We start from the raw sequence: 19,852 nt of genomic DNA on the forward strand, positions 1-19,852 counted from the left end.
GACACTGCTTGGTCTTGCAAGATGGGGATGGCTGCATGTCACGGACGTTGATCGCTGGAAACTGGAAAATGAACGGGCTGCGGAGCGGTCTCGCGCAGGTAGAAGCAGTGCAGACTGCTATTGGTGATGGTAATCAAGGCGTTACGGCGCTGCTGTGTGTCCCGGCCACACTGGTATACCTCGCCAGCGAGGCGGCCAGCGGCTCTGCGCTGAAAATTGGCGGGGAAACCTGCCATCCGGCCGAGAAGGGCGCCCATACTGGCGACATTTCCGCTGAAATGCTTGCAGATGCTGGCGCCAGCCATGTCATTGTCGGCCATTCGGAGCGCCGCGCCGACCATGGCGAATCGGATGAAATCGTCGCGGCGCAGGCCTCGGCGGCCGTTCGGGGCGGCCTGACCCCGATCATCTGCGTCGGCGAAAGCCTGGCCGAGCGCGAAGCCGGCCAGACCCTTGAGCGGATCACGCAACAGCTTTCCGGGTCGATCCCGCAGGGCATGTCGGCTGACGCCTTTGTGATCGCCTACGAGCCGATCTGGGCGATCGGAACCGGCAAGGTGGCCAGCCCGGAGCAGATCGCGGAGGTTCACGGTGCGATCCGGAACTGGCTGTCAGGAAAATTCGGGCCGGACGGTGCCAATGTCCCGATCCTCTACGGCGGCAGCATGAATCCCGGCAACGCACCGGAAATCCTGGCGATCGATAACGTCAATGGCGGCCTGATCGGCGGCGCAAGCTTGAAGGCGGACGACTTCCTCGCCATTTACAACGCAGCTATTTGATCAAGACTGACGCCAAAGGCTTGGCGTTCGCCCACATTGGCGATATGCGGGCCCCTTGATTTGAGGAAATCCAGGCCCACCATGCAGAATCTCATCCTTGTCGCTCATATCCTGGTCTGTATCGTCATGACCGGACTGGTATTGCTGCAGAAGTCCGAAGGCGGCGGTTTGGGCATGGGCGGCGGCGGCGGGAACTCGCTGATGTCGGGCCGCGGCGCGGCCGGCGCGCTGGTGCGCACGACCATTCTGCTTGGCGGCATTTTCTTCCTGACCAGCCTGACCCTGACATCGATCGCCAATCGCGAGGACGATTCCCGCACGGATGTCGAAAAGGCGCTTGGCGCCAGCGAGGACACGGACGGGTTCACCGCGCCGACCGACCTGTTCGATCCGTCGGCCCCGCTCCTGCAGGGCCAGGACGGCGGCGCGACCGGCACCACGACGCCGGATGCAACGCCGCCCGCAGAGCCTGCGCCTGCTGCGCCCACTACGGATGAAACACCCGCACCGGCCGAGCCGGATTCGGGTAATCCCCAGTAATTTTGCCGCGCGGGCATTTTGTTCGCGCTTCCCGTCAACGAATCAGGGCATCGGGATAGTCCCATGATCCGCTATATCTTCATTACGGGCGGCGTGGTGTCTTCCCTCGGCAAGGGCATTGCGTCAGCCGCGCTCGGCGCATTGCTTCAGGCACGTGGCTACAAGGTCCGCCTGCGCAAGCTCGATCCCTATCTCAACGTCGACCCCGGCACGATGAGTCCACGCCAGCATGGCGAGGTCTATGTCACCGATGACGGGGCCGAAACCGATCTCGACCTTGGCCACTATGAGCGCTTCACCGGCGTCTCGGCGCGCCAGTCGGACAACATCACGACCGGGCGCATCTACCAGCGCATCATCGAGAAGGAACGGCGCGGGGATTACCTCGGCGCGACGATCCAGGTGATTCCGCACGTCACCAACGAGATCAAGGATTTCGTTCTGTCCGATCCCGGCGAAGACGTGGAATTCGTGCTGTGCGAAATCGGCGGCACGGTCGGCGACATCGAGGGCCTGCCCTTCTTCGAGGCGATCCGCCAGCTCGGCCAGGAACTGGGGCCGGAGCGGGCCTGCTTCATCCACCTCACCCTGCTGCCCTATATCCCGGCAGCCGGCGAGATGAAGACCAAGCCGACGCAGCACTCGGTCAAGGAATTGCGCTCGATCGGCATCCAGCCGCAGATCCTGCTGTGCCGCTGCGACCGGCCCATCCCGGAAACGGAAAAGGGCAAGATTGCAAGCTTCTGTAACGTGCGCCCGTCCTCGGTGATCGAGGCGCGCGATGTCGGACACATCTATGACGTGCCGGCGGCCTACCACCATGAAGGGCTGGATTCCGAAGTGCTCGCGCATTTCCGGATCGATGATGCACCTGCGCCCGACCTGACGGCGTGGAACACGATCGCGCACACGATCCGCCATCCCGATGGCGATGTCTGCATCGGCCTTGTCGGCAAGTACACGGACGTGCCGGACGCCTACAAGTCGGTGATGGAAGCGCTGGTGCATGGCGGCCTTGCCAACCAGGTGAAGGTCGATGTGCGCCTGATCGATTCAGAGCAGTTCGACGACGAGCATGCACCCCTGGACATTCTCGAAGGCGTGCATGGCGTGATCCTGCCGGGCGGTTTTGGCGAGCGCGGGGCACACGGCAAGATGCGGGCGGCCCGGTTTGCGCGCGAACGCGCGGTGCCCTGCTTTGGCATCTGCTATGGCATGCAGCTGTCGGTGATCGAGGCGGCACGCGAACTGGCGGGTATCAAGAACGCCTCGACCAGCGAATTCGGCCCGACCAAGGCGCCGGTCGTCGGCCTGATGGAAGAGTGGACCAAGGGCAACGAGAAGGTCGTTCGTGACGAGACCACCGACAAGGGCGGCACTATGCGCCTCGGGGCCTATCCGGCGCGCCTGAAGGAAGGCAGCAAGGTTGCCGAGATCTATGGCAGTCTCGATATTTCCGAACGCCACCGTCACCGCTACGAAGTGAACGCGAGCTATATCGCCAGGCTTGAAAAAGCCGGCCTGTTGTTCTCCGGCATGTCGCCTGACGGCAGGCTGCCGGAGATTTTCGAACTGCCGAGCCACCCCTGGTTCATCGGCGTGCAGTTCCACCCGGAACTGAAATCACGCCCGTTCCAGCCACACCCGCTGTTTGCGAGTTTCATCGGCGCGGCCGTGAAGCAGAGCCGGTTGGTTTAACAGCCTTGAAGCTGGCTCGCCCCGCGTTGCCGAAGCTGACGATTCCTATTTAGATGCGGCCTCGGCAGATGACGTCGTCGAGATGGTTCAGGCCTTGGAGACTTGGAACTGGCCGACATTGATGCGGCCGTCGAGGAATCCGGCTTCGCAATAGGAGAGATAGAAGTTCCACATCCGCTTGAACGGCTCGTCGAAGCCGAGCTGCTGGATGTCGCTCCATTTGTCATTGAAGGCGCGGGCCCATTCATGGCAGGTGCGGGCATAGTCCTGGCCGAAATAGTGGACGCCGTCATGGCGCAGGCTGGCCTTGGCGAACTGGTCCTTGAGGGCGCTTTCGCCGGGCAGCATGCCGCCGGGAAAGATGTAGCGCTGGATGAAGTCCACCCGCTTGCGATAACTTTCAAACAGCGAGTCCTCGATCGTGATGATCTGCAGCGCCGCCTTGCCGCCCTGTTTCAGGCTGTCGAATATCTTCGCGAAATAGCTCGGCCAGTAGGATTCGCCGACGGCCTCGAACATCTCGATCGAGGCGACACCGTCATACACGCCCTGATGGTCGCGATAGTCCTCGAGCCGGATCTCGACACGCTCGCCAAGGCCTTCGCGTTGCATGCGGGCCTGCGCATAGTCGCGCTGGGAGGGGGAAATCGTCAGGCAGGTAACCTTGCTGCCGCGCTGGCTGGCCGCGTATTCGGCGAACCCGCCCCAGCCACACCCGATTTCGAGGATGGAGCTCGACGGGCCTGCCTCGATGCGGTCGCAGATGCCCTTGTACTTGGCCTGCTGGGCGTGTTCGAGCGACTGGTTCGGGCTTTCGAACATGGCGGAGGAATAGGTCATGCTGGGATCGAGCCAGAGGCTGTAGAAGTCGTTCCCGAGATCGTAGTGCGCCATGATGTTGCGTCGGGCGCCAGCCTTGGAGTTCCGGTTGAACAGGTGGCGCACCATGTTGGCCCAGCGCACGACGGCGCCGCCTTTCGCAAGCCGCCCGGCGGCTTCGAAATTGGCCGAGAAGAATTGCAGCACGCGGGTCAGGTTCGGTGTCGACCACTGGCTGTCCATATAGGCTTCGGCGAACCCGACATCGCCGCTGGCAAGGGCGCGTTTGACGAAGTCGTAGTCGTGCACGATCACTTCGGCCCGCGGCCCCGGCTCGGCATTGCGGAACAGCAGCGCCCGGCCGTCGGGAAGGGTGAATAGGAGTTCGCCCCGCTGGGTGCGCAATATCGCGAGCGCGGCCAGCCTGAATGTGGTCGGGATGCCCTTCAGCCGGCTAACGGACTGGGCGGTGGCGATGATCGGATCGGTCATGCGGCGTCCTTCTCAACATGGGGAATATCGCGTTTCGATTCAACGGCGATCGTGGCGCAGGGTTCCGGCGGGGCCGGTTTCGACCGGTATTTCGCTCCGCGAAGCCAGATTTTCGCCGCCTGCCAGTGGATGGCGAGTGCAACGCCCAGGGTGGAAAAGGGGGCCGTGAGGGCGATGCGCAGGAAGGCGGAGGTGGTGGCCGGGCGGCGCCGGGCCGTGATGTTCGCCATGTGCAGGCGCTGGCCGTCCTTCAGGCTCTCGACCACGACGCCGAGGCGGTCTGACGGTGCACGGAGGGTAAAGCGGTAGGCGCCGGTGACATCGAAAAAGGGTGAGACATGGAACGCCTTGCCCGCTTCGTGTTGTGACCGGTCACTGGTCACGGCAGCGACATAGGAATGGGTCTCGCCGAATGTGTTGTTCACCTCGTAAATGATCCCGCGCAGGGCACCGTCCGGGCCGTAGCCGTACCAGAGCGAAATCGGCGCGAACTTGTAGAACATGTGGCGCGGAAACGTGACGAGACGGATTGCGCCGCCTGCGAGGTACACGCCTGCGCTCGCCAGGGTCTCCTCCGCCCAGCGCCGCAGGGGCACGTCCGCCCGGGCGCCATGATCCCTGCGGTGAAAGGAGAACAGGCCGGGGGCGTCAACCGCGAACAGGGCGCTCTGCGCGCCGGCTTCGTCCAACCGGTCGATGTCGATGTCGATCAGGGCGAGCTTGTAGGCAAAGCGGCGTTCGAACGGCACGTATCGCGCGTGTGCCGTCTGGCCCAGCCACAAATTGAGCGCCGGAGCCGTCATACGGACACCTCTGCTGCAACTTCAAGAACCGGACTTTTGCGCGCAGGGGCCAGAATGTCCACGTCTTTTGCGTTCCATGGCACGCGCCCGCCCAGTGACAGGGCGGCCGACAGGCCGGATTTGAGGCCGTCCTCGTGGAAGCCGCGCCCCATCCAGGCGCCAGCCATCCAGAGGCCGTCCTGCCCCTGGATCCGCGCCAGCCCGCGTACGGCGGCCTCGGCGGCCGCATCGAACTGCGGATGGTCGAACTCGTACTGATGGAAGGTCAGGTCATCCCGCGGCGGCGTTTCCGGATTGAGTGTGACGAACAAGGGCCGCTTGTCGTCCATGCCCTGCAGGCGGTTCATCCAGTAGGTGAGGCAGATGTCGTCGCCGGGTTGCTTCAGGACGTTCCAGCTGGCCCAGGCGTTGCGACGCGCCGGCATCAGGGCGGGGTCGCGGTGCAGGTAGATCGTGTTCGGACGATAATGCACCGACCGCAGGAGGAAGGCCTGGTCGTCGTAACTGTTCTCGATCATCCGCAGGGTCTGGTCGGAATGCGTGGCGAGGATGACGTCGTCGAAGACGTGGGACTTTCCGTCATCCGTAACGACGCTGGTATGGTCGCCGAACGGGAACAGGCGGGTGACGCCGGTGCCGGTGCGCAGGCGCGGGCCGAGCGCTGCGGCAGCCTTTGCGACATAGGCCTGGCTGCCGCCGGTCACCGTGCGCCATTGCGGGCGCTCCTTGTGCATCAGGCGGTGGTTCTCGAAGAACTGGAAGAAGCTCATCGCCGGATAGTCGAGCATGCAGGCTTCCGGCGATGACCAGATCGCCGCGCCCATCGGCAGGACGTAATTGTGCCGGAACGCAGCAGAGAAGGCGTGCCGGTCGAGCCAGGCACCCAGCGTCGCGTCCTTGATCAAGCCGCGCTCCAGTTCGGACCGGGCAATGTCGTTGAAGCGCAGGATGTCGCGCCAGAAGCGATGGAATCTGGGGCTGAGCAGGTTGCCGCGCTGGGCAAACATGCCGCGCAGGGTGGACGCCCATTCCCATCCGTCCGGATCCGACACGCCAAAGCTCATGTCCGATGCCTGCGTCTCGACGCCGAGCGCGTCGAAGAAGCCGATCAGGTTCGGGTAGTTCAGCGCGTTGTAGACAATGAATCCGAGGTCGACGGACGTTTCGTGCCCGTCATAGTCAAACACATGCGTGCAGGCATGGCCGCCTGCGCGCTCGCGTTTTTCGAACACGGTGACGTCGGCGGTGTCTTTCAGGGCATAGGCCGCACCGAGGCCCGATATGCCAGATCCGATAATGGCGATGCGTTTCATGCGGCGCTCCGTCTTTGCTTGAGGGTATCATAGGCGTCGAGCGCGCGCAGGCGGGCCAGCGCATGTTCAATGATGGGATGGGGGTAGGTGTCGCCGAGCGCGACGCCTGCGACCTTGAGGGTTGCGGCATCCGCCTCCCACGGCGCATGGAGATACTTGTCCGGCAGGTCTTCCAGTTCCGGGCACCAGCGGCGGACATAATCGCCGGATGCGTCGAACTTGCGCCCCTGCGTGATCGGATTGAATATCCGGAAATAGGGCGCTGCATCCGCGCCGCTGCCGGCCGTCCATTGCCAGCTTGCCGGGTTCGATGCCGGGTCTGCGTCAACCAGCGTGTCCCAGAACCAGGCTTCTCCCATTTGCCAGGGCAGCAACAGGTGCTTGGTCAGGAACGAGGCCACGATCATCCGTACCCGGTTGTGCATGAACCCGGTGTGCCAGAGCTGGCGCATGCCGGCATCGACGATCGGATAGCCGGTCCGGCCTTCCGACCAGGCATCGTAGGCGTCGCGGTCGCTGCGCCACGGCATGTGCCGGAAAGCGGGATTGTAGTTTTCGTCTGCCAGGTCCGGGTTGTGGTAGAGCAGGACGTAGGAGAATTCGCGCCAGGCGATCTCGGACAGGAAGGTCATGGCTCCGCTCTCGTCGAGGTGGCCCATGTCGATACCATGCCGGGTGGCGCGCCAGACCTGCGCCGGGCCGATCTCTCCGAAGCGCAGGTGCGGTGACAGCCGTGACGTGGCCGATTCCCTGTCGGGCCGGTTGCGCAGGTCAGGGTACTGGCTGACGGGCCCGTCGAGGAATTCGGCCAGGCGGTCGGCGGCGCCCTGTTCGCCCGGCACCCAGGCTTCGGCGAGTCCACCGGCCCAGTCCGGGCGCGTCGGGTGCAGCCCCCATTCGGACAGTGAATCGGACTTCACCTTCGGCCCAGAGAGGGAGGCTGGCCGGGGCAGCGGATCAGGCGGAACATAGGCCGCGCGCAATGCGCGCCAGTAGGGTGTGAACACCTTGTAGTACCCGCCAGCGCCCGTCCGGATATCCCAGGGCTCGGTCAGCAGGCGCCCGCCACGGCTCGCCACGGTCAGCCCGCGGGCGGTGAGGTCTGCCTTGATCCCGGCGTCGACGTCACGCTCGGCCTTGTCGTAGCGGCGGTTCCAGAACACGCAGTCGGCCCCGGTCTCTTTCAGCACCTTGTCGAGCGCCGGGCCGGATGCGCCGGACCGGAGGGTCAGCTGCCCGCCGAGCGCCTTGATATCCGCCGCCAGCGCGGCGAGAGACTTGTCGAGCCACCATTTCGAGGCACCGCCCGCACGGCGCAGGCTGGCCGTCTCCTCGTCGAGGATGAACAGCAGGACCAGCGGCTTTCCGGTCGCGGCAGCGGCATGCAGCGCGGGATTGTCAGCCAGGCGGAGATCTTCTCTAAACCAGACGAGGGCGGGGGCAGGTGAGGGCAGGTGCAGACTCCGGATCGTTTCGGGTGAACATATGCTTCTCTTACGGAGCCGGGCGCGATCTGGATCAGCGCGGATGCGCGGATGGCTTTCACCGAGGCCCCGGCCCGGCTATATCCAAGGCAACAAGGGAGTCGGCCACATGACCGCCACGACACGCGCCAGCGCCGGATGCGCTGAACTCACGTCATCTTCCGGCGGGCACGCCTGATGGGAACCGGGGCACTGAGAGACCTGGTCAAGGCCGGGGCCGGCAAGCGCGTGGTCTGCGTCGGGGACGTCATGCTCGACCGCTTTGTATATGGCCACGTGATGCGGATTTCGCCGGAAGCGCCTGTGCCGATCATGAAGCGCACGCGGGAAGCCGCCATGCCGGGCGGCGCGGGCAATGTCGCGCGCAACCTGTCTTCGCTCGGCCTGTCGACGTCGCTGATCGGTGTTGTCGGAGATGATGCAGAGGGCCGCACGCTGGCGGAACTGCTTGGCGACCTGCGGGATATCGATACGGACCTGATCGTGATGCGCGACCGGCCGACGACCCTGAAAACGCGGTTCGTGGCGGCCGGCCAGCAATTGCTGCGGGTTGATGGCGAGGATTCGCGTCAGATCGACCTCTCGGCAGAGGCCGATATCGTAGTGTCGCTGGAGCATGCTGCGCGGCAAGCCGACCTGATCATCCTGTCCGACTATGCCAAGGGCGCAGTCACGGATGCCGTGATTGCCGCCGCCATCGCAGCCGGCAGGGCGCACGGCATTCCGGTGATCGCAGACCCGAAAGGGCGAGACTTTGCCCGCTATGGCGAAATCGACCTGCTGAAACCGAACGCCTCCGAACTGGGCCTCGCGTTCGGGCTGTCGGTGGAGACCGACCGGGACGCCGTCGAGGCGCTGTCGGTCGCGCTCGATACGCTGCCGGCGCGTGCCATCGTCGTGACCCGGGCCGCCAAGGGCATGTCATTCCAGACAAGGGGCGGACCCGTCATGCACCGGTCGGGTGAGGCACGTGAAGTCTACGACGTGTCCGGCGCAGGCGACACCAGCATCGCAGCGCTTGGCCTCGGCCTCGCAGCGGGCGGCAGCCTCGCGGAAGCCGTGGAGCTGGCAATTGCCGCCTCCGGCATTGCGGTCGGCAAGTCAGGCACGGCCACCGTGTCTGCGGCCGAGTTGCAGGCGGCGCTGCAGATGGGCCTCAAACAGGGGGGCGTCTCGCATATCCCGCTGGAAACACTGGTCGACCAGACGCATGTCTGGCGCGACGCCCAGCTCACGGTCGGCTTCACCAATGGCTGTTTCGACATCCTGCATCCGGGCCACCTGCGCGTGCTGGAAGAAGCAAAGGCCCGGTGCGGCCGGCTGGTCGTCGGCCTCAACTCCGACGCCTCCGTGCGCCGCCTGAAGGGCGCCAATCGCCCGGTCAATGACGAAGAATCCCGCGCCCGCGTGCTCTCCGGCCTGTCGGCGGTCGATGCGGTTGTCGTGTTCGACGAGGACACGCCGGAAGAGCTGATCCGCGCCCTGCAGCCCGACCTGCTGGTCAAGGGCGGCGACTATACGATCGAGACGATTGTCGGGGCAGACATTGTCACCGCGCGCGGCGGAACCGTCCACATCGTGCCGCTGGTCGACGGCCAGTCGACAACTGCCGCCATCGCCCGCGCGAACGCCAAGGCGGATTAGCGGACCCTAGTTCGCCACGCCCTTTTTCAGCTCGTACGTGCCGGGGCCGGTCAGGACGAACCAGTCCAGGATGTCCGGGTGCGTCAGCGGCGCGACTGAATCGTCGGGCAGCAGGTTCTGTTCCGACACATAGGCGACGTAATGCGTGCGGTCGTTTTCGGCGAACAGGTGATAGAATGGCTGGTCCTTGCGGGGCCGCACTTCCTCCGGAATCGACTCGTACCAATCCGATGTATTGGCGAATTGCGGGTCGACATCGAAAATGACGCCCCGGAACGGGAACATGCGGTGCCGGACAACCTGTCCGATCTGGAATTTCGCGACGTGCTTGGAAATGGCGTTGTAACGGCGGTGTTCATCGATCGGGTGGTCGAGGAGAAGCAGGCGTTTCGGCAGGGCTTTTGCCCTGTTGCCAAAGGGGTTTTTCAACCATCCCAAGAGTTTTGGTCCACTAGCCATTTCCAGCTCCTGTGATACACAATGCCTCAAGACAGAAATTTGGGCCACACCATGGCTGATAAAAAAGCGCCGGGTGTCCGACCGAGACGGACCCCTCAGCGCAACGGGAAAACGGGGCCGCTGTTCGCGGCGGTCGATCTTGGCACTAATAATTGCCGCCTGCTGGTCGCCGAACCGCGCGGGAAGACATTTCGCGTGGTCGATTCACATTCCCAGATCGCCCGCCTTGGCGAGGGCCTGCATGAGACCGGGCGCCTGTCGGACGCGGCCATAGACCGGGCCATCGACGCCCTCCAGAACATCCGGAAAAAGATCAAGCAGCACGGCGTCGGCCGGGTGCGTTGCATCGCCACCGAAGCCTGCCGCAAGGCCGACAATGGCGCGGAATTCATCCGCCGCGTGCACGCGGAAACCGGCCTCACATTCAAGATCATCGGTTCGAAGGAAGAAGCCCGGCTGGCCACGATCGGGTGCCATGACCTGATCGAGCCGGATGCGGCTTCCGTCCTCGTCGTCGATATTGGCGGCGGGTCGACCGAACTCTCCTGGGTCAATGCGGACATGGCACGGGCCAACGGGTTCCGCGGCCTCCTGGAACAGGCGCCGATCCTCAGCTGGACCAGCCTGCCGCTGGGCGTGGTGACCCTGTCGGAAGCCTTTTCCCATTTTGACGAGGGGGAGGGGTATCCCCACATGCTGGACCATGCCCGCAAGGTACTGAACGCCTGGACCGGCATCGAGCAGGTGCGCGAGGCGATGGGCGCGACCGGTGCCCACATGATCGGCACGTCCGGCACGGTCACCTGCCTCGCCGGCGTGCATCTCAAGCTCGACCGTTACCGGCGCGACCGGGTCGACGGGTCCTGGCTCAGCCGGGAGGAAAGCGCGGCGACCATCCAGCTGCTGCGCGACCTTGGCCTTGATGGCCGGGCCACATTGCCGACAATCGGCGAGGAACGGGCCGGGCTGATGCTGTCAGGGTGTGCCATCGTCGAGGCCGTGTGGGAGGCCTTTCCTGCCGGCCGCCTCCGGGTGGCCGACCGCGGACTGCGTGAAGGACTTCTCCTGTCAATGATGTATGGTCCGAAAAAGTCGAAGACCCGCCGGCGCGGACGCCGGGGCCGCAAGCCGGCAGCCGGCAGCGCGACAGGTGACCATGAAGGCGACCACAATGACGGATGAGGAAAAACGCCGCTGGAAAGGGCCGACCGGCAAGGAAGGCTCGTCGGGCCGCCAGACCGGTGAACGGAAGATCCATGCCCACCGCGCGAAGTCTGACAGTTCGAAGAAATGGCTCGAGCGGCAGCTGGCCGATCCCTATGTGCGCAAGGCGAAAGACGCCGGCTTCCGCGCCCGTGCCGCCTACAAGCTGCTTGAGATCGACACCAAGCTCGGCCTGCTGAAGCAGGGGCAGCGCATCGTCGACCTTGGCTGTGCGCCGGGTGGGTGGCTTCAGGTTGCGGTTGCAAAAGGGGCAAGGGAAGTCGTCGGCATCGACCTCCTGCCCGTGGACCCGGTCGAGGGCGCGCATATCGTTCAGGGTGACGTCAACGAACCGGCCGACGTGGCACGGATGATGGCCGGCCTTACCGCCAAACCGGACCTCGTGCTGTCGGACATGGCGGCCAACACGACCGGCCACCGGCAGACCGACCACCTGCGAACTGTCGCGCTGGTCGAACTGGCGGTCGGGTTTGCAATCGAACACCTCTCGCCCGGCGGGGCCTTCTGCTCGAAGGTCTTCCAGGGCGGTGCAACGAAGGATGTACTTGAATCGCTCAAGGCACACTTCACCACAGTCAAGCATATCAAGCCGCCCGCCAGCCGGGCCGGCAGCCCCGAGATTTTCGTGGTTGCCAAGGGCTTCAAGGGGTAGGGTCTCTCCAGACCATAGCGGAGGGAACGATGAAGATTACAGGCGGATGCTATTGCGGCGCGGTGCGCTACGAGGCCGAGGGCGACCCCGTCATGAAGGCGCAGTGCCATTGCCGCGAGTGCCAGTACTTCACCGGCGGCCAACCGAATGACTTCCTGGCCATGCCGGAAGCGGGCTTCAAGTTCACGCAAGGGGCCACGAAAGCCTATACAAACCCCGACCTGGCCGGCGCGGCGACACGCGAGTTCTGTGCCGCGTGCGGCGTGCATATCCTGACCCGTGCGAAGGGATTGCCGGGGGCGGTGATCCTGAAGGTCGGCACGCTCGATGAGCCTGCCGTGTTCGGGCAGCCGCAAGTCGTCATGCAGACGGCAGATGCCCAGAGTTTCCATCACATCCCGGACGGCATTCCGGCGTTTGAAAGGTTCCCGGGATGATCCGCCACTGGACAATTGCGTGCGCCGCCATGGCGCTGCTAGCAGGCTGCACCACACCCGTCACACCCGGCGGCGGGGCTGAGACGGCTGAACCCGCCGGGCATGTGAAGATCCAATTCGAAGGGCGGCGCGCGACACGTGCCGAGCATGCCAGCTGCAAGGCCGCCGGCGGCCGGGTCGTTCCCGGCGGCATGATGGGCAATGACGAATGTGTCCGGCCCTACGCGGATGCCGGCAAGGCCTGCATGGGGGCCGACGACTGCCTCGGCAAATGCCTGCTGCCGGACACGTCTGATGCCGGGATGGGCGACAGGACTGCCGCAGGCCAGTGCGAAGCCGATGACAGCCCGTTCGGCTGCATGACCACGGTCGAAGGTGGCCGCGTGCAGGCCGCCCTCTGCATCGACTGATCCCCGGGCCAGGCGCCGTGCTTCCTGGCAGGTGCAATTGTTCGCGATTGCACCTGCCACAAGGATGATTCCCTGTGGCGCGCCGATATCCGGCCCTGCCTTGCACGCGAACTTCCTCACCGGTTATTCCTCTGATAGGGTACATGGACGCTTGATAGTTGGGGGACTGATTGGTGGACACTTTTTTCGGATTCGGGGCAGCGTTTGGCGACTTTTTGGGAATACCGGACGACCTGACATTGTGGGAACTCGCCAATAGCGAATTCATCATCGCCGCAGCGACACTGGCCATCGGCCTCGTGATCAACCGGCGGGTCGGACGGATCGGCGAGAAGGTCGATGACGGGCGGCTCAAGGCAGACCTGACCCACGAACTCGAGAACCGCGCACCGGACCCCGAACCGGAAGTGATGGCCGCGCCTGCCCCTGCGCCAAGCGTGCCGCAAGCGCGTTCCAGGACCGGGATTGCCGAATCGGACGCGGAAGAGGCCGTCGGCGGGGGGGGATTGCGCAAGCCCGGCGCGACCTATTTCGAAAAGCGCGCGAAAGTTGTGGGCGGCGCCCATACGCTGGAAAAGCTCAAGGAAGACCTGGATGCGGTAGCCGAAAACGTCTCCGCCGGCCGGCTGAAGCGCAAGTACAGCAATCTCGGCAAGCAGGACTATCGCGTCAGGATCCTGGCCCTGGAAGACGATGGCGTGATTTCAGCCCCTGTTGCAGCCGAACTGCTGGCCGCTTTCGAGACATGGCAGCCCTACAGCAAGAATGCGGTCGAGGTGCCTGACAGCGTGATTGCACAGATCGAGCGGGCCCGTGAGATCCTCGCCCGCAGCTCGGGAAGTGTCCGCAGCCGACGGCGCCGCTGAATTGTGTGAATTGGCCACTTCACAACACGTCACGACTCCCTTACTAGGCCAAAAAGGGAGCTCCCCACATGAAAATCCGACAAGCTATCACTTTTGACGACGTGCTCCTGCAGCCCGGCGCAAGCGAGGTTTTACCTGCCGATGTGAATGTCTCGACATTCCTGACCAAGTCCATAGGCCTGAATATCCCCCTCATCTCGGCGGCCATGGACACGGTCACCGAAGCCCGGCTGGCCATTGCCATGGCCCAGGCAGGCGGCATTGGCGTCATCCACCGCAACCTGTCGATCGAGGAACAGGCGGGCGAAGTGGCGATGGTGAAGAAGTACGAGAGCGGCGTGGTGATGAACCCCGTCACCATCGCGCCGACCGCCACGCTGGGCGAACTGCGCGAACTGAAGGCGCGCACCGGCTTTTCCGGCATTCCCGTGGTCGAGAAGAACGGCAAGGTTGTCGGCATCATCACCAATCGCGACACTCGTTTCGCCGATGACTTGAACGAGAGCATCGCCAGCCTGATGACGCGCAATATCGTGACCGTGAAGATGGACACCGATCCGGCCGAGGCACGCGCGCTGTTGCACAAGCACCGGATCGAACGGTTGTTGATCGTCGACAAGGACGGCAAGTGCCTTGGCCTGCTGACGGTCAAGGACATGGACAAGGCCGCCGTCAACCCGAACGCCGCCAAGGACGCGGCCGGGCGCCTGCGGGTCGCCGCCGCCTCGACCGTGGGCGACGCGGGTTACGAGCGCACGATGGCGCTGATCGAGGCGGGCGTCGACGCGATCGTGATCGATACCGCGCATGGCCATTCGATCAGCGTGGCGGACGCCGTGCGCCGGGCCAAGAAGATTTCGAACGCGGTGCAGATCATCGCCGGCAACGTGGCGACCGCTGAGGCGACCAAGGCATTGATCGACGCCGGTGCGGACGCGGTGAAAGTGGGCATCGGGCCAGGCTCGATCTGCACGACGCGGATCGTGGCAGGCGTCGGCGTGCCGCAACTGACGGCAATCGAGCAGTGCGCGAATGTCGGCGCGAAGTCCGGCATCCCGATCATCGCCGATGGCGGCATCAAGTTCTCGGGCGACTTTGCCAAGGCGCTGGCGGCGGGTGCGGCAACCGCCATGATGGGCAGCATGTTTGCCGGCACCGAGGAAGCGCCGGGCGAAGTGTTCCTCTACCAGGGACGCAGCTACAAGGCGTATCGCGGCATGGGCAGCCTGGGCGCGATGGCGCGCGGTTCGGCCGACCGCTATTTCCAGAAGGACGCGGCGGCCGACAAGCTGGTGCCGGAAGGCATCGAGGGCCAGGTGCCGTTCAAGGGGCCGATCGGCCCGATCGTGCACCAGATGGTCGGCGGCCTGCGTGCCGCGATGGGCTATGTTGGCGCCAAGGATATCGACGAGCTGCACAAGAAGGCCGAATTCGTCCAGATCACCGGCGCCGGCCTGCACGAAAGCCACGTCCACGACGTGATGATGACGCGCGAAGCGCCGAACTATTCGGTCAGCCGGGGGTAGGGCTCGCGTGCAGCTCATCCTGAGCGAAGTCGAAGGATGGGCGGGATGAGTTGAGGGTGCCGGCCGCACGGACCTCGTCCTTCGACTTCGCTCAGGATGAGGCCCTTTCAGAGCGCCCTCCGAATTCGGATGAGGTTCCTAAAGGGCCTTTGGCTTCCGCCACATCGCTTCCAGCGGGGGCGCGCCGTCGCCAACATGGAACAGCTTCATCCGTTCGAAGCCTTGGCTGATGTAGAAGCCGGTATTGTCGGGGTTCGAATTTTCGAGATAGGCGGGCAGGCGGTCGCGGTCGCAGGCCTCCAGCACCGGCCGGAGCAGCGCCTTGCCGATCCCCTTGCCGCGCGCGGCCGTCCGTGTGCCGATGGTGAACAGGTACATGTGCGGTTCGTGCGGGTGGTTGGCGTCCATCACGTCGCCGGCCTTGAGCGTGCGTCCCACGGCGCCCTTGCTGCCCCAGCGGGCAACGCCGGCAGCGAGGCCGAGCATGGCCAGGGGTGGTATGGCGCGGATGCTCTCTGACCGGCACCACATGGTTGCGCCGCCATCGCCGGCCAGGAAGCACATGCCCCGTTTCAGGTAGACGTCACGCGCCAGGGTGGTGAAGACCGACCGGATGGCGCGGGGCGTGCCGAACATCCACCTGTTCACCGGATCGTCGAAAAACGCCTCTGCGGTGATGTCGCCCAGCTGGCGCCAGTCGGCGCGTGTGGCGGTGCGGATCCCTTCGGGAAGGTCGATCTGCATGGCGTGCCCTCAGCCGGGATTCGCGGCGAAGGCATCCAGCAGCACGACATTGCTGACCGAGGCGGCATGGCGAAATGCGGCCAGCGCCTGGTATTCGTGGCAGTCATACCATTCCAGGGCCGCCGGCTTGCTCGGGAATTCAGCGAGAACGGTGCGGGTGTAGGACCAGTCGCCCTCGAGAACGTGCACGTTCTCGTCGACGGACAGCAATCTGCCCCCGAATCGCGTGAACGCATCCATGAACCGCGCCTCGTATTTCGAGTAGGTTTCACGGTCGGCGATGTTGATCTGGGCGATAATGTAAGCGGCCACGGCAAGCCCTCCCTTCCTGTGGAATACAACTGTAAGATTACCCGCTATGCAGTGTCTATGAGTTTCCTTGCCGGCAAAGCCAGCGTAAGGCGTCCAGTCCAGACGATGAACGAGGCAGACCTATGCGTAGTGGTGGCAAGATTTCGGCGGCAATTGGTGTCCTGACGGACGTGCTGGAGCGGCACCAGCCGGTCAAGACGGCGATGCGCGACTGGGGCAAGAGCGCGCGCTATGCCGGCAGCAAGGACCGGGCCTGGGTGTCAGGCCTCGTGCTCGACGCGCTGCGCCGGAAGAATTCGATCGGCTACCGGATGGGCGAAGACAGCCCGCGGGCGCTCGTGCTGGGGGCGCTGGGCTTTGCCTGGGGCTGGGATATCGCCCAGATCGAGGCGGCGATGGACGACGAGCATGCGCCCGAGGCCCTGACAGCGGCTGAGCGCGAACGCCTGGTCGGTGCGCCCGACCCGGCCGCGCCGGCCCATGTTCAGGGCGATTTCCCCGAATGGATGACGCCGATGATGGCCCGCGTGTTCGGCGCAGACGCGGTGGAAGAAGTGCAGGCGATGGCCATGCGGGCGGATGTCGATCTCAGGGTCAACACGCTGAAAGTGGATGCCGAGAAGGCTGCCTTTCCGCTGAAGAGCGCAGATGCAGAGCCGTCACGCCTGCTGCACAACGCATTTCATATTCCGGCAAAGGACCCGAGCAAGCGTGAGGCCTCGCTGGAAAGCATCCCGGCCTATTCCAAGGGCTGGGTCGAAGTCCAGGACGCCGGCAGCCAGATCGCGGCAGCCGCAGCGAACGCGCAGCCCGGCGAACAGGTACTGGACTATTGTTCCGGCGGCGGTGGCAAGACGATCGCGCTGGCCGCCCAGATGAAGGGCAAGGGGCAGATCTTCGCCTATGACATTGACGGCAAGCGGCTCAGCGCGCTGATCCCGCGCCTCAAGCGCTCCGGCGCGACCAATGTGCAACTCGTGCATCCGAGCGAGGCGGTGCAGCTGGATACGCTGACCGGGCTGATGGACTGCGTATTCGTGGATGCGCCGTGCACCGGAACGGGCACGTGGCGGCGCCGGCCGGATTCCAAGTGGCGGATCAAGCAGGGCCAGCTTGAAAAGCGCATGGCCGAGCAGACCCAGATCCTGGCCAGCGCCAGCGCATTCGTGAAGCCGGGCGGCCGTCTCGTCTTCGCCACCTGTTCCTTCCTGATGGAAGAGGGCGAGGACCGGGTCGAGGAATTCCTCGCCGCGCATCCGGAGTTCACCGAGGAAGACGCCGCTGCGGCGGCCGCCGCGTCGGGCCTGCTGACGGACGAGGGCGCCAATGTCGTGCAGCGTTTCCGCATGCCGGCCGGCAGCGTGCGCCTGACGCCGCGCCGTGCCGGGACGGATGGGTTCTTCTTTGCCGTGCTGCGGCGCGCCGGTGCGGACGCCTAGTCGTCCACTTCCGGCTGCGGGCCGCTGTTCATCCACCTGAACAGCGGCCGGATCGGCAGGATCCAGCCAAACCCGGCGACGATGTAGAACAGCGGCAGGGTCCAGCGCGGCCAGGCGGACGTCGCCGATCCGACCGTTGCGGCAACGAATATCCAGACCGCGATGAAGGCGAGCAGGACGAGGCTGGCGACTATTTTTCTCATCGGGTTCCGGGCTTTCTCGGGTCAAGGCAGGCGGCATGCGACATGGTCGCCTCTTGCCGGTTCGGGTGAATAGGCCATTTAGGCGGCATGTCCGCGACAGGTAAATCCCCCCAGGCCATGCTGTGGATGCGCCGCTGGCTCATCCTTACGGGTGTGATGGTGTACGCCATGATCCTGATCGGTGGCGCCACGCGCCTCACCGACAGCGGCCTGTCGATCACGGAATGGGACCCGATCAAGGGCTCCCTGCCACCGCTTGGCGATGCGGCCTGGGCCGACCTGTTCGGCAAGTACCAGCAGACCGCCGAATACAGGCTGCAGAATTCCGGCATGTCATTGGGCGAGTTCCAGCACATCTTCTGGTGGGAATGGAGCCATCGCCTGTTCGGGCGGCTGATCGGCCTCGTCGCCGTTGCCGGTCTTGCGGCCTTCGCGATCCTGAAATGGCTGGACCGGTCGCTGGCGACGCGGTTCATCATCCTCATCCTGCTCGGCGGCCTGCAGGGCGCCATTGGCTGGTGGATGGTGTCCAGCGGCATCGGCGAGACCAGCCGCGTCGACGTTGCGCCCTATCGCCTGGCGACGCACTTCATGCTGGCCCTGTTCATCATCGCCTACACGGCCTGGCTCTGGCTCGATCTCGGCGGAAAGCCGCGAGAGGCGGTCAGCCCGGCGATTCGCACCGTCACGCTGGTCCTGCTCGCGCTCGTCTTCCTGCAGATGGCGGCTGGCGCGCTCGTCGCCGGGCTCGATGCCGGACGCAGCTACACCGACTGGCCCCTGATGGCAGGCGAACTGGTGCCGTCGCATTATGTCGAAGACGGCCTCGGCCTGCGCAGCCTGTTCGAAGGGCGCGCGGCGACCCAGTTCAACCACCGCCTCCTTGCCTATGCTATCTGGATACTCTCGCTCGGCGCGGCCTGGGCCTTCCGGCGGTCGGCGCTCAGGGGTGCCTTTGCAGGCCTGGCCGTGCTGGTCAGCCTGCAGGCTTGCTGGGGCATCCTGACACTGATGCATGCCGCCCCGATGGACCTGGCGCTGGTGCACCAGGCGATCGGTGTCGTGGTGACGCTGGCCGCCGTGCGGCTGGTCTGGCTGGCTCGCCCGCCTCAATTGGTGGCGAGTGTCACCGAACTCGGGTCGACGAACACGGCGTGATGCTCACCGGGCTTGGTCTCGCCCGCGATCACGATCAGCCCGCCCGGATAGCCGCCTGACAGCATCGTTCCCATCGCCGCCATCGCATCCGGCGTATCCGGCGCGATCACGGTAATCCCGTCCCGCACCGCGATTTCGGCATTCGTCATGCCCAGGTCCGTCGAAATGCCGAGCTTGCCGTCCTCAAGCGAAACCAGAGCGTCGAGCTGCCCGCGGACCAGCGAGGCCGCATTTTCCGCGCGGGGCGAGGCGACCAGCGTATCGCTGGTGAACGCACAGGACTTGACCGGGAAATCTGTGAAGGTCGACGCGCCGGCCGTCCATGCGAGGTCGCCGTCATTGGCCCGCACCACGCCGTTCTGCAGCACGCGGTTATTGGTCGTCGTCCAGAAGGCCAGGCGCATCAGGCCGGTTCCGGGGGCAGGGCCTGAACAGACGCCCTGGATATGGTCGGTTTCGCCGATCGGCAGGTCGACCTGTGCGGGCCCGACCAGTCCGTCGCCATAGACATAGGCCTTCAGGTCGCCGTCACGGGTGATTCCCGGGAAAACGGTGATGGTGCGGTCTTCGACCACGGCAGATTGGCCACCGGCCAGCGCCTTGACGCGGAAAATGGCCCGTTCGCCCAGTTTTTCCGCTTCCATGTCAAAAAATTGCAGGCCGCCCTGGTCATATGCGACCGCCAGGATGCCGCTCATGCCGCCTGACAGCGCGATGGACGCCACTTTGCCCTCCAGGGGCCGTGTGGACCAGACTGCGGGGAACTCCGTGCCTGCAGCAATCACAGGGGCTTCAGCCCCGGATTCAGCCGACTCCGTTTGCTTCGAGCAGGACGCCGCGGTAAAAA

The 19,852-nt window shown here is 64.8% G+C and carries 21 protein-coding genes; 12 read left to right on the forward strand and 9 right to left on the reverse strand.

Features of this window, described 5'->3' with window-relative positions:
- Positions 1–35 precede the first annotated feature (35 nt).
- The 3 genes from tpiA (at position 36) to HJO_RS03500 (ending at position 3,020) form a co-directional block, all read left to right on the forward strand.
- Positions 36–782 carry a triose-phosphate isomerase gene (tpiA, locus tag HJO_RS03490; protein WP_035613526.1) on the forward strand — a complete coding sequence of 249 codons (747 nt, stop codon included), beginning with the start codon at positions 36–38 and terminating at the stop codon, positions 780–782.
- 81 nt (positions 783–863) lie between these two features.
- Positions 864–1,322 carry a preprotein translocase subunit SecG gene (gene secG, locus HJO_RS03495; protein ID WP_035613528.1) on the forward strand — a complete coding sequence of 153 codons (459 nt, stop codon included), beginning with the start codon at positions 864–866 and terminating at the stop codon, positions 1,320–1,322.
- Between the two features lie 63 nt (positions 1,323–1,385).
- Entirely contained in the window at positions 1,386–3,020 is a 1,635-nt protein-coding gene (locus HJO_RS03500) for a CTP synthase (RefSeq protein WP_035613531.1), read from the forward strand.
- Positions 3,021–3,107: 87 nt separating this feature from the next.
- Here HJO_RS03500 and HJO_RS03505 read toward each other — a convergent pair whose 3' ends face one another.
- Genes HJO_RS03505 through HJO_RS03520 form a run of 4 tightly spaced genes read right to left on the reverse strand, consistent with a single transcriptional unit; the run spans position 3,108 to position 7,934 of the window.
- Positions 3,108–4,331 (reverse strand): SAM-dependent methyltransferase, encoded by a 1,224-nt coding sequence (locus tag HJO_RS03505; RefSeq protein ID WP_035613533.1) that lies wholly within the window; start codon positions 4,329–4,331, stop codon positions 3,108–3,110.
- Positions 4,328–5,134, reverse strand: a complete 807-nt coding sequence (locus tag HJO_RS03510; RefSeq protein WP_051618108.1) for a DUF1365 domain-containing protein — start codon at positions 5,132–5,134, stop codon at positions 4,328–4,330. The genes HJO_RS03505 and HJO_RS03510 overlap by 4 nt, the downstream gene beginning before the upstream one ends.
- On the reverse strand, positions 5,131–6,447 hold the full coding sequence (locus HJO_RS03515) for an NAD(P)/FAD-dependent oxidoreductase (RefSeq protein WP_035613535.1): 1,317 nt from the start codon (positions 6,445–6,447) through the stop codon (positions 5,131–5,133). Before HJO_RS03515 ends, HJO_RS03510 begins: the two co-directional genes overlap by 4 nt.
- The gene (locus HJO_RS03520) at positions 6,444–7,934 is read right to left on the reverse strand and encodes a cryptochrome/photolyase family protein (RefSeq protein ID WP_338390240.1); all 1,491 of its coding nucleotides are present in this window, start codon (positions 7,932–7,934) and stop codon (positions 6,444–6,446) included. The genes HJO_RS03515 and HJO_RS03520 overlap by 4 nt, the downstream gene beginning before the upstream one ends.
- 174 nt (positions 7,935–8,108) lie before the next feature.
- Here HJO_RS03520 and rfaE2 point away from each other — a divergent pair, with 174 nt between their 5' ends.
- Positions 8,109–9,575, forward strand: a complete 1,467-nt coding sequence (gene rfaE2, locus HJO_RS03525; RefSeq protein ID WP_035613539.1) for a D-glycero-beta-D-manno-heptose 1-phosphate adenylyltransferase — start codon at positions 8,109–8,111, stop codon at positions 9,573–9,575.
- Between the two features lie 6 nt (positions 9,576–9,581).
- Here the strand turns inward: rfaE2 and hspQ are convergent, their stop codons facing one another.
- On the reverse strand, positions 9,582–10,034 hold the full coding sequence (hspQ, locus tag HJO_RS18090) for a heat shock protein HspQ (protein ID WP_084141407.1): 453 nt from the start codon (positions 10,032–10,034) through the stop codon (positions 9,582–9,584).
- A gap of 51 nt (positions 10,035–10,085) precedes the next feature.
- On the opposite strand from hspQ, the gene HJO_RS03535 reads away from it, so the two are divergent.
- From HJO_RS03535 to guaB, 6 genes are all read left to right on the forward strand, one after another.
- Positions 10,086–11,216: a Ppx/GppA phosphatase family protein gene (locus HJO_RS03535; RefSeq protein WP_035613541.1), complete on the forward strand. Its 1,131-nt coding sequence runs from the start codon at positions 10,086–10,088 to the stop codon at positions 11,214–11,216.
- The gene (locus tag HJO_RS03540; RefSeq protein ID WP_035613544.1) at positions 11,206–11,910 is read left to right on the forward strand and encodes an RlmE family RNA methyltransferase; all 705 of its coding nucleotides are present in this window, start codon (positions 11,206–11,208) and stop codon (positions 11,908–11,910) included. Before HJO_RS03535 ends, HJO_RS03540 begins: the two co-directional genes overlap by 11 nt.
- Before the next feature lie 29 nt (positions 11,911–11,939).
- Positions 11,940–12,347: a GFA family protein gene (locus tag HJO_RS03545; protein WP_035613545.1), complete on the forward strand. Its 408-nt coding sequence runs from the start codon at positions 11,940–11,942 to the stop codon at positions 12,345–12,347.
- The gene (locus HJO_RS03550) at positions 12,344–12,757 is read left to right on the forward strand and encodes a hypothetical protein (protein WP_051618110.1); all 414 of its coding nucleotides are present in this window, start codon (positions 12,344–12,346) and stop codon (positions 12,755–12,757) included. The genes HJO_RS03545 and HJO_RS03550 overlap by 4 nt, the downstream gene beginning before the upstream one ends.
- A 173-nt stretch (positions 12,758–12,930) precedes the next feature.
- Positions 12,931–13,623 (forward strand): hypothetical protein, encoded by a 693-nt coding sequence (locus HJO_RS03555; RefSeq protein WP_156945399.1) that lies wholly within the window; start codon positions 12,931–12,933, stop codon positions 13,621–13,623.
- A 68-nt stretch (positions 13,624–13,691) separates the two neighbouring features.
- Positions 13,692–15,149 (forward strand): IMP dehydrogenase, encoded by a 1,458-nt coding sequence (gene guaB, locus HJO_RS03560; protein WP_035613549.1) that lies wholly within the window; start codon positions 13,692–13,694, stop codon positions 15,147–15,149.
- Between the two features lie 138 nt (positions 15,150–15,287).
- On the opposite strand, the gene HJO_RS03565 is transcribed toward guaB, so the two are convergent.
- Entirely contained in the window at positions 15,288–15,893 is a 606-nt protein-coding gene (locus HJO_RS03565) for a GNAT family N-acetyltransferase (RefSeq protein ID WP_035613551.1), read from the reverse strand.
- A gap of 9 nt (positions 15,894–15,902) precedes the next feature.
- Positions 15,903–16,205, reverse strand: coding sequence for a DUF1330 domain-containing protein (locus tag HJO_RS03570; RefSeq protein ID WP_035613554.1), 303 nt, complete (start codon positions 16,203–16,205; stop codon positions 15,903–15,905).
- A 122-nt stretch (positions 16,206–16,327) separates the two neighbouring features.
- Between HJO_RS03570 and HJO_RS03575 the strand changes: the two genes are divergently transcribed.
- Positions 16,328–17,644, forward strand: coding sequence for an RsmB/NOP family class I SAM-dependent RNA methyltransferase (locus tag HJO_RS03575; RefSeq protein ID WP_035613556.1), 1,317 nt, complete (start codon positions 16,328–16,330; stop codon positions 17,642–17,644).
- On the opposite strand, the gene HJO_RS03580 is transcribed toward HJO_RS03575, so the two are convergent.
- The gene (locus HJO_RS03580; protein ID WP_035613557.1) at positions 17,641–17,847 is read right to left on the reverse strand and encodes a DUF2842 domain-containing protein; all 207 of its coding nucleotides are present in this window, start codon (positions 17,845–17,847) and stop codon (positions 17,641–17,643) included. The genes HJO_RS03575 and HJO_RS03580 overlap by 4 nt on opposite strands.
- A gap of 87 nt (positions 17,848–17,934) precedes the next feature.
- Between HJO_RS03580 and HJO_RS03585 the strand changes: the two genes are divergently transcribed.
- The gene (locus tag HJO_RS03585) at positions 17,935–19,005 is read left to right on the forward strand and encodes a COX15/CtaA family protein (RefSeq protein WP_035613559.1); all 1,071 of its coding nucleotides are present in this window, start codon (positions 17,935–17,937) and stop codon (positions 19,003–19,005) included.
- Here the strand turns inward: HJO_RS03585 and HJO_RS03590 are convergent.
- Positions 18,957–19,730 carry a hypothetical protein gene (locus HJO_RS03590; protein ID WP_156945400.1) on the reverse strand — a complete coding sequence of 258 codons (774 nt, stop codon included), beginning with the start codon at positions 19,728–19,730 and terminating at the stop codon, positions 18,957–18,959. The two genes, HJO_RS03585 and HJO_RS03590, sit on opposite strands and share 49 nt — an antisense overlap.
- Between the last annotated feature and the right edge of the window lie 122 nt (positions 19,731–19,852).

This window comes from Hyphomonas johnsonii MHS-2 (genome assembly GCF_000685275.1).
Classification (GTDB): Bacteria; Pseudomonadota; Alphaproteobacteria; order Caulobacterales; family Hyphomonadaceae; genus Hyphomonas; species Hyphomonas johnsonii.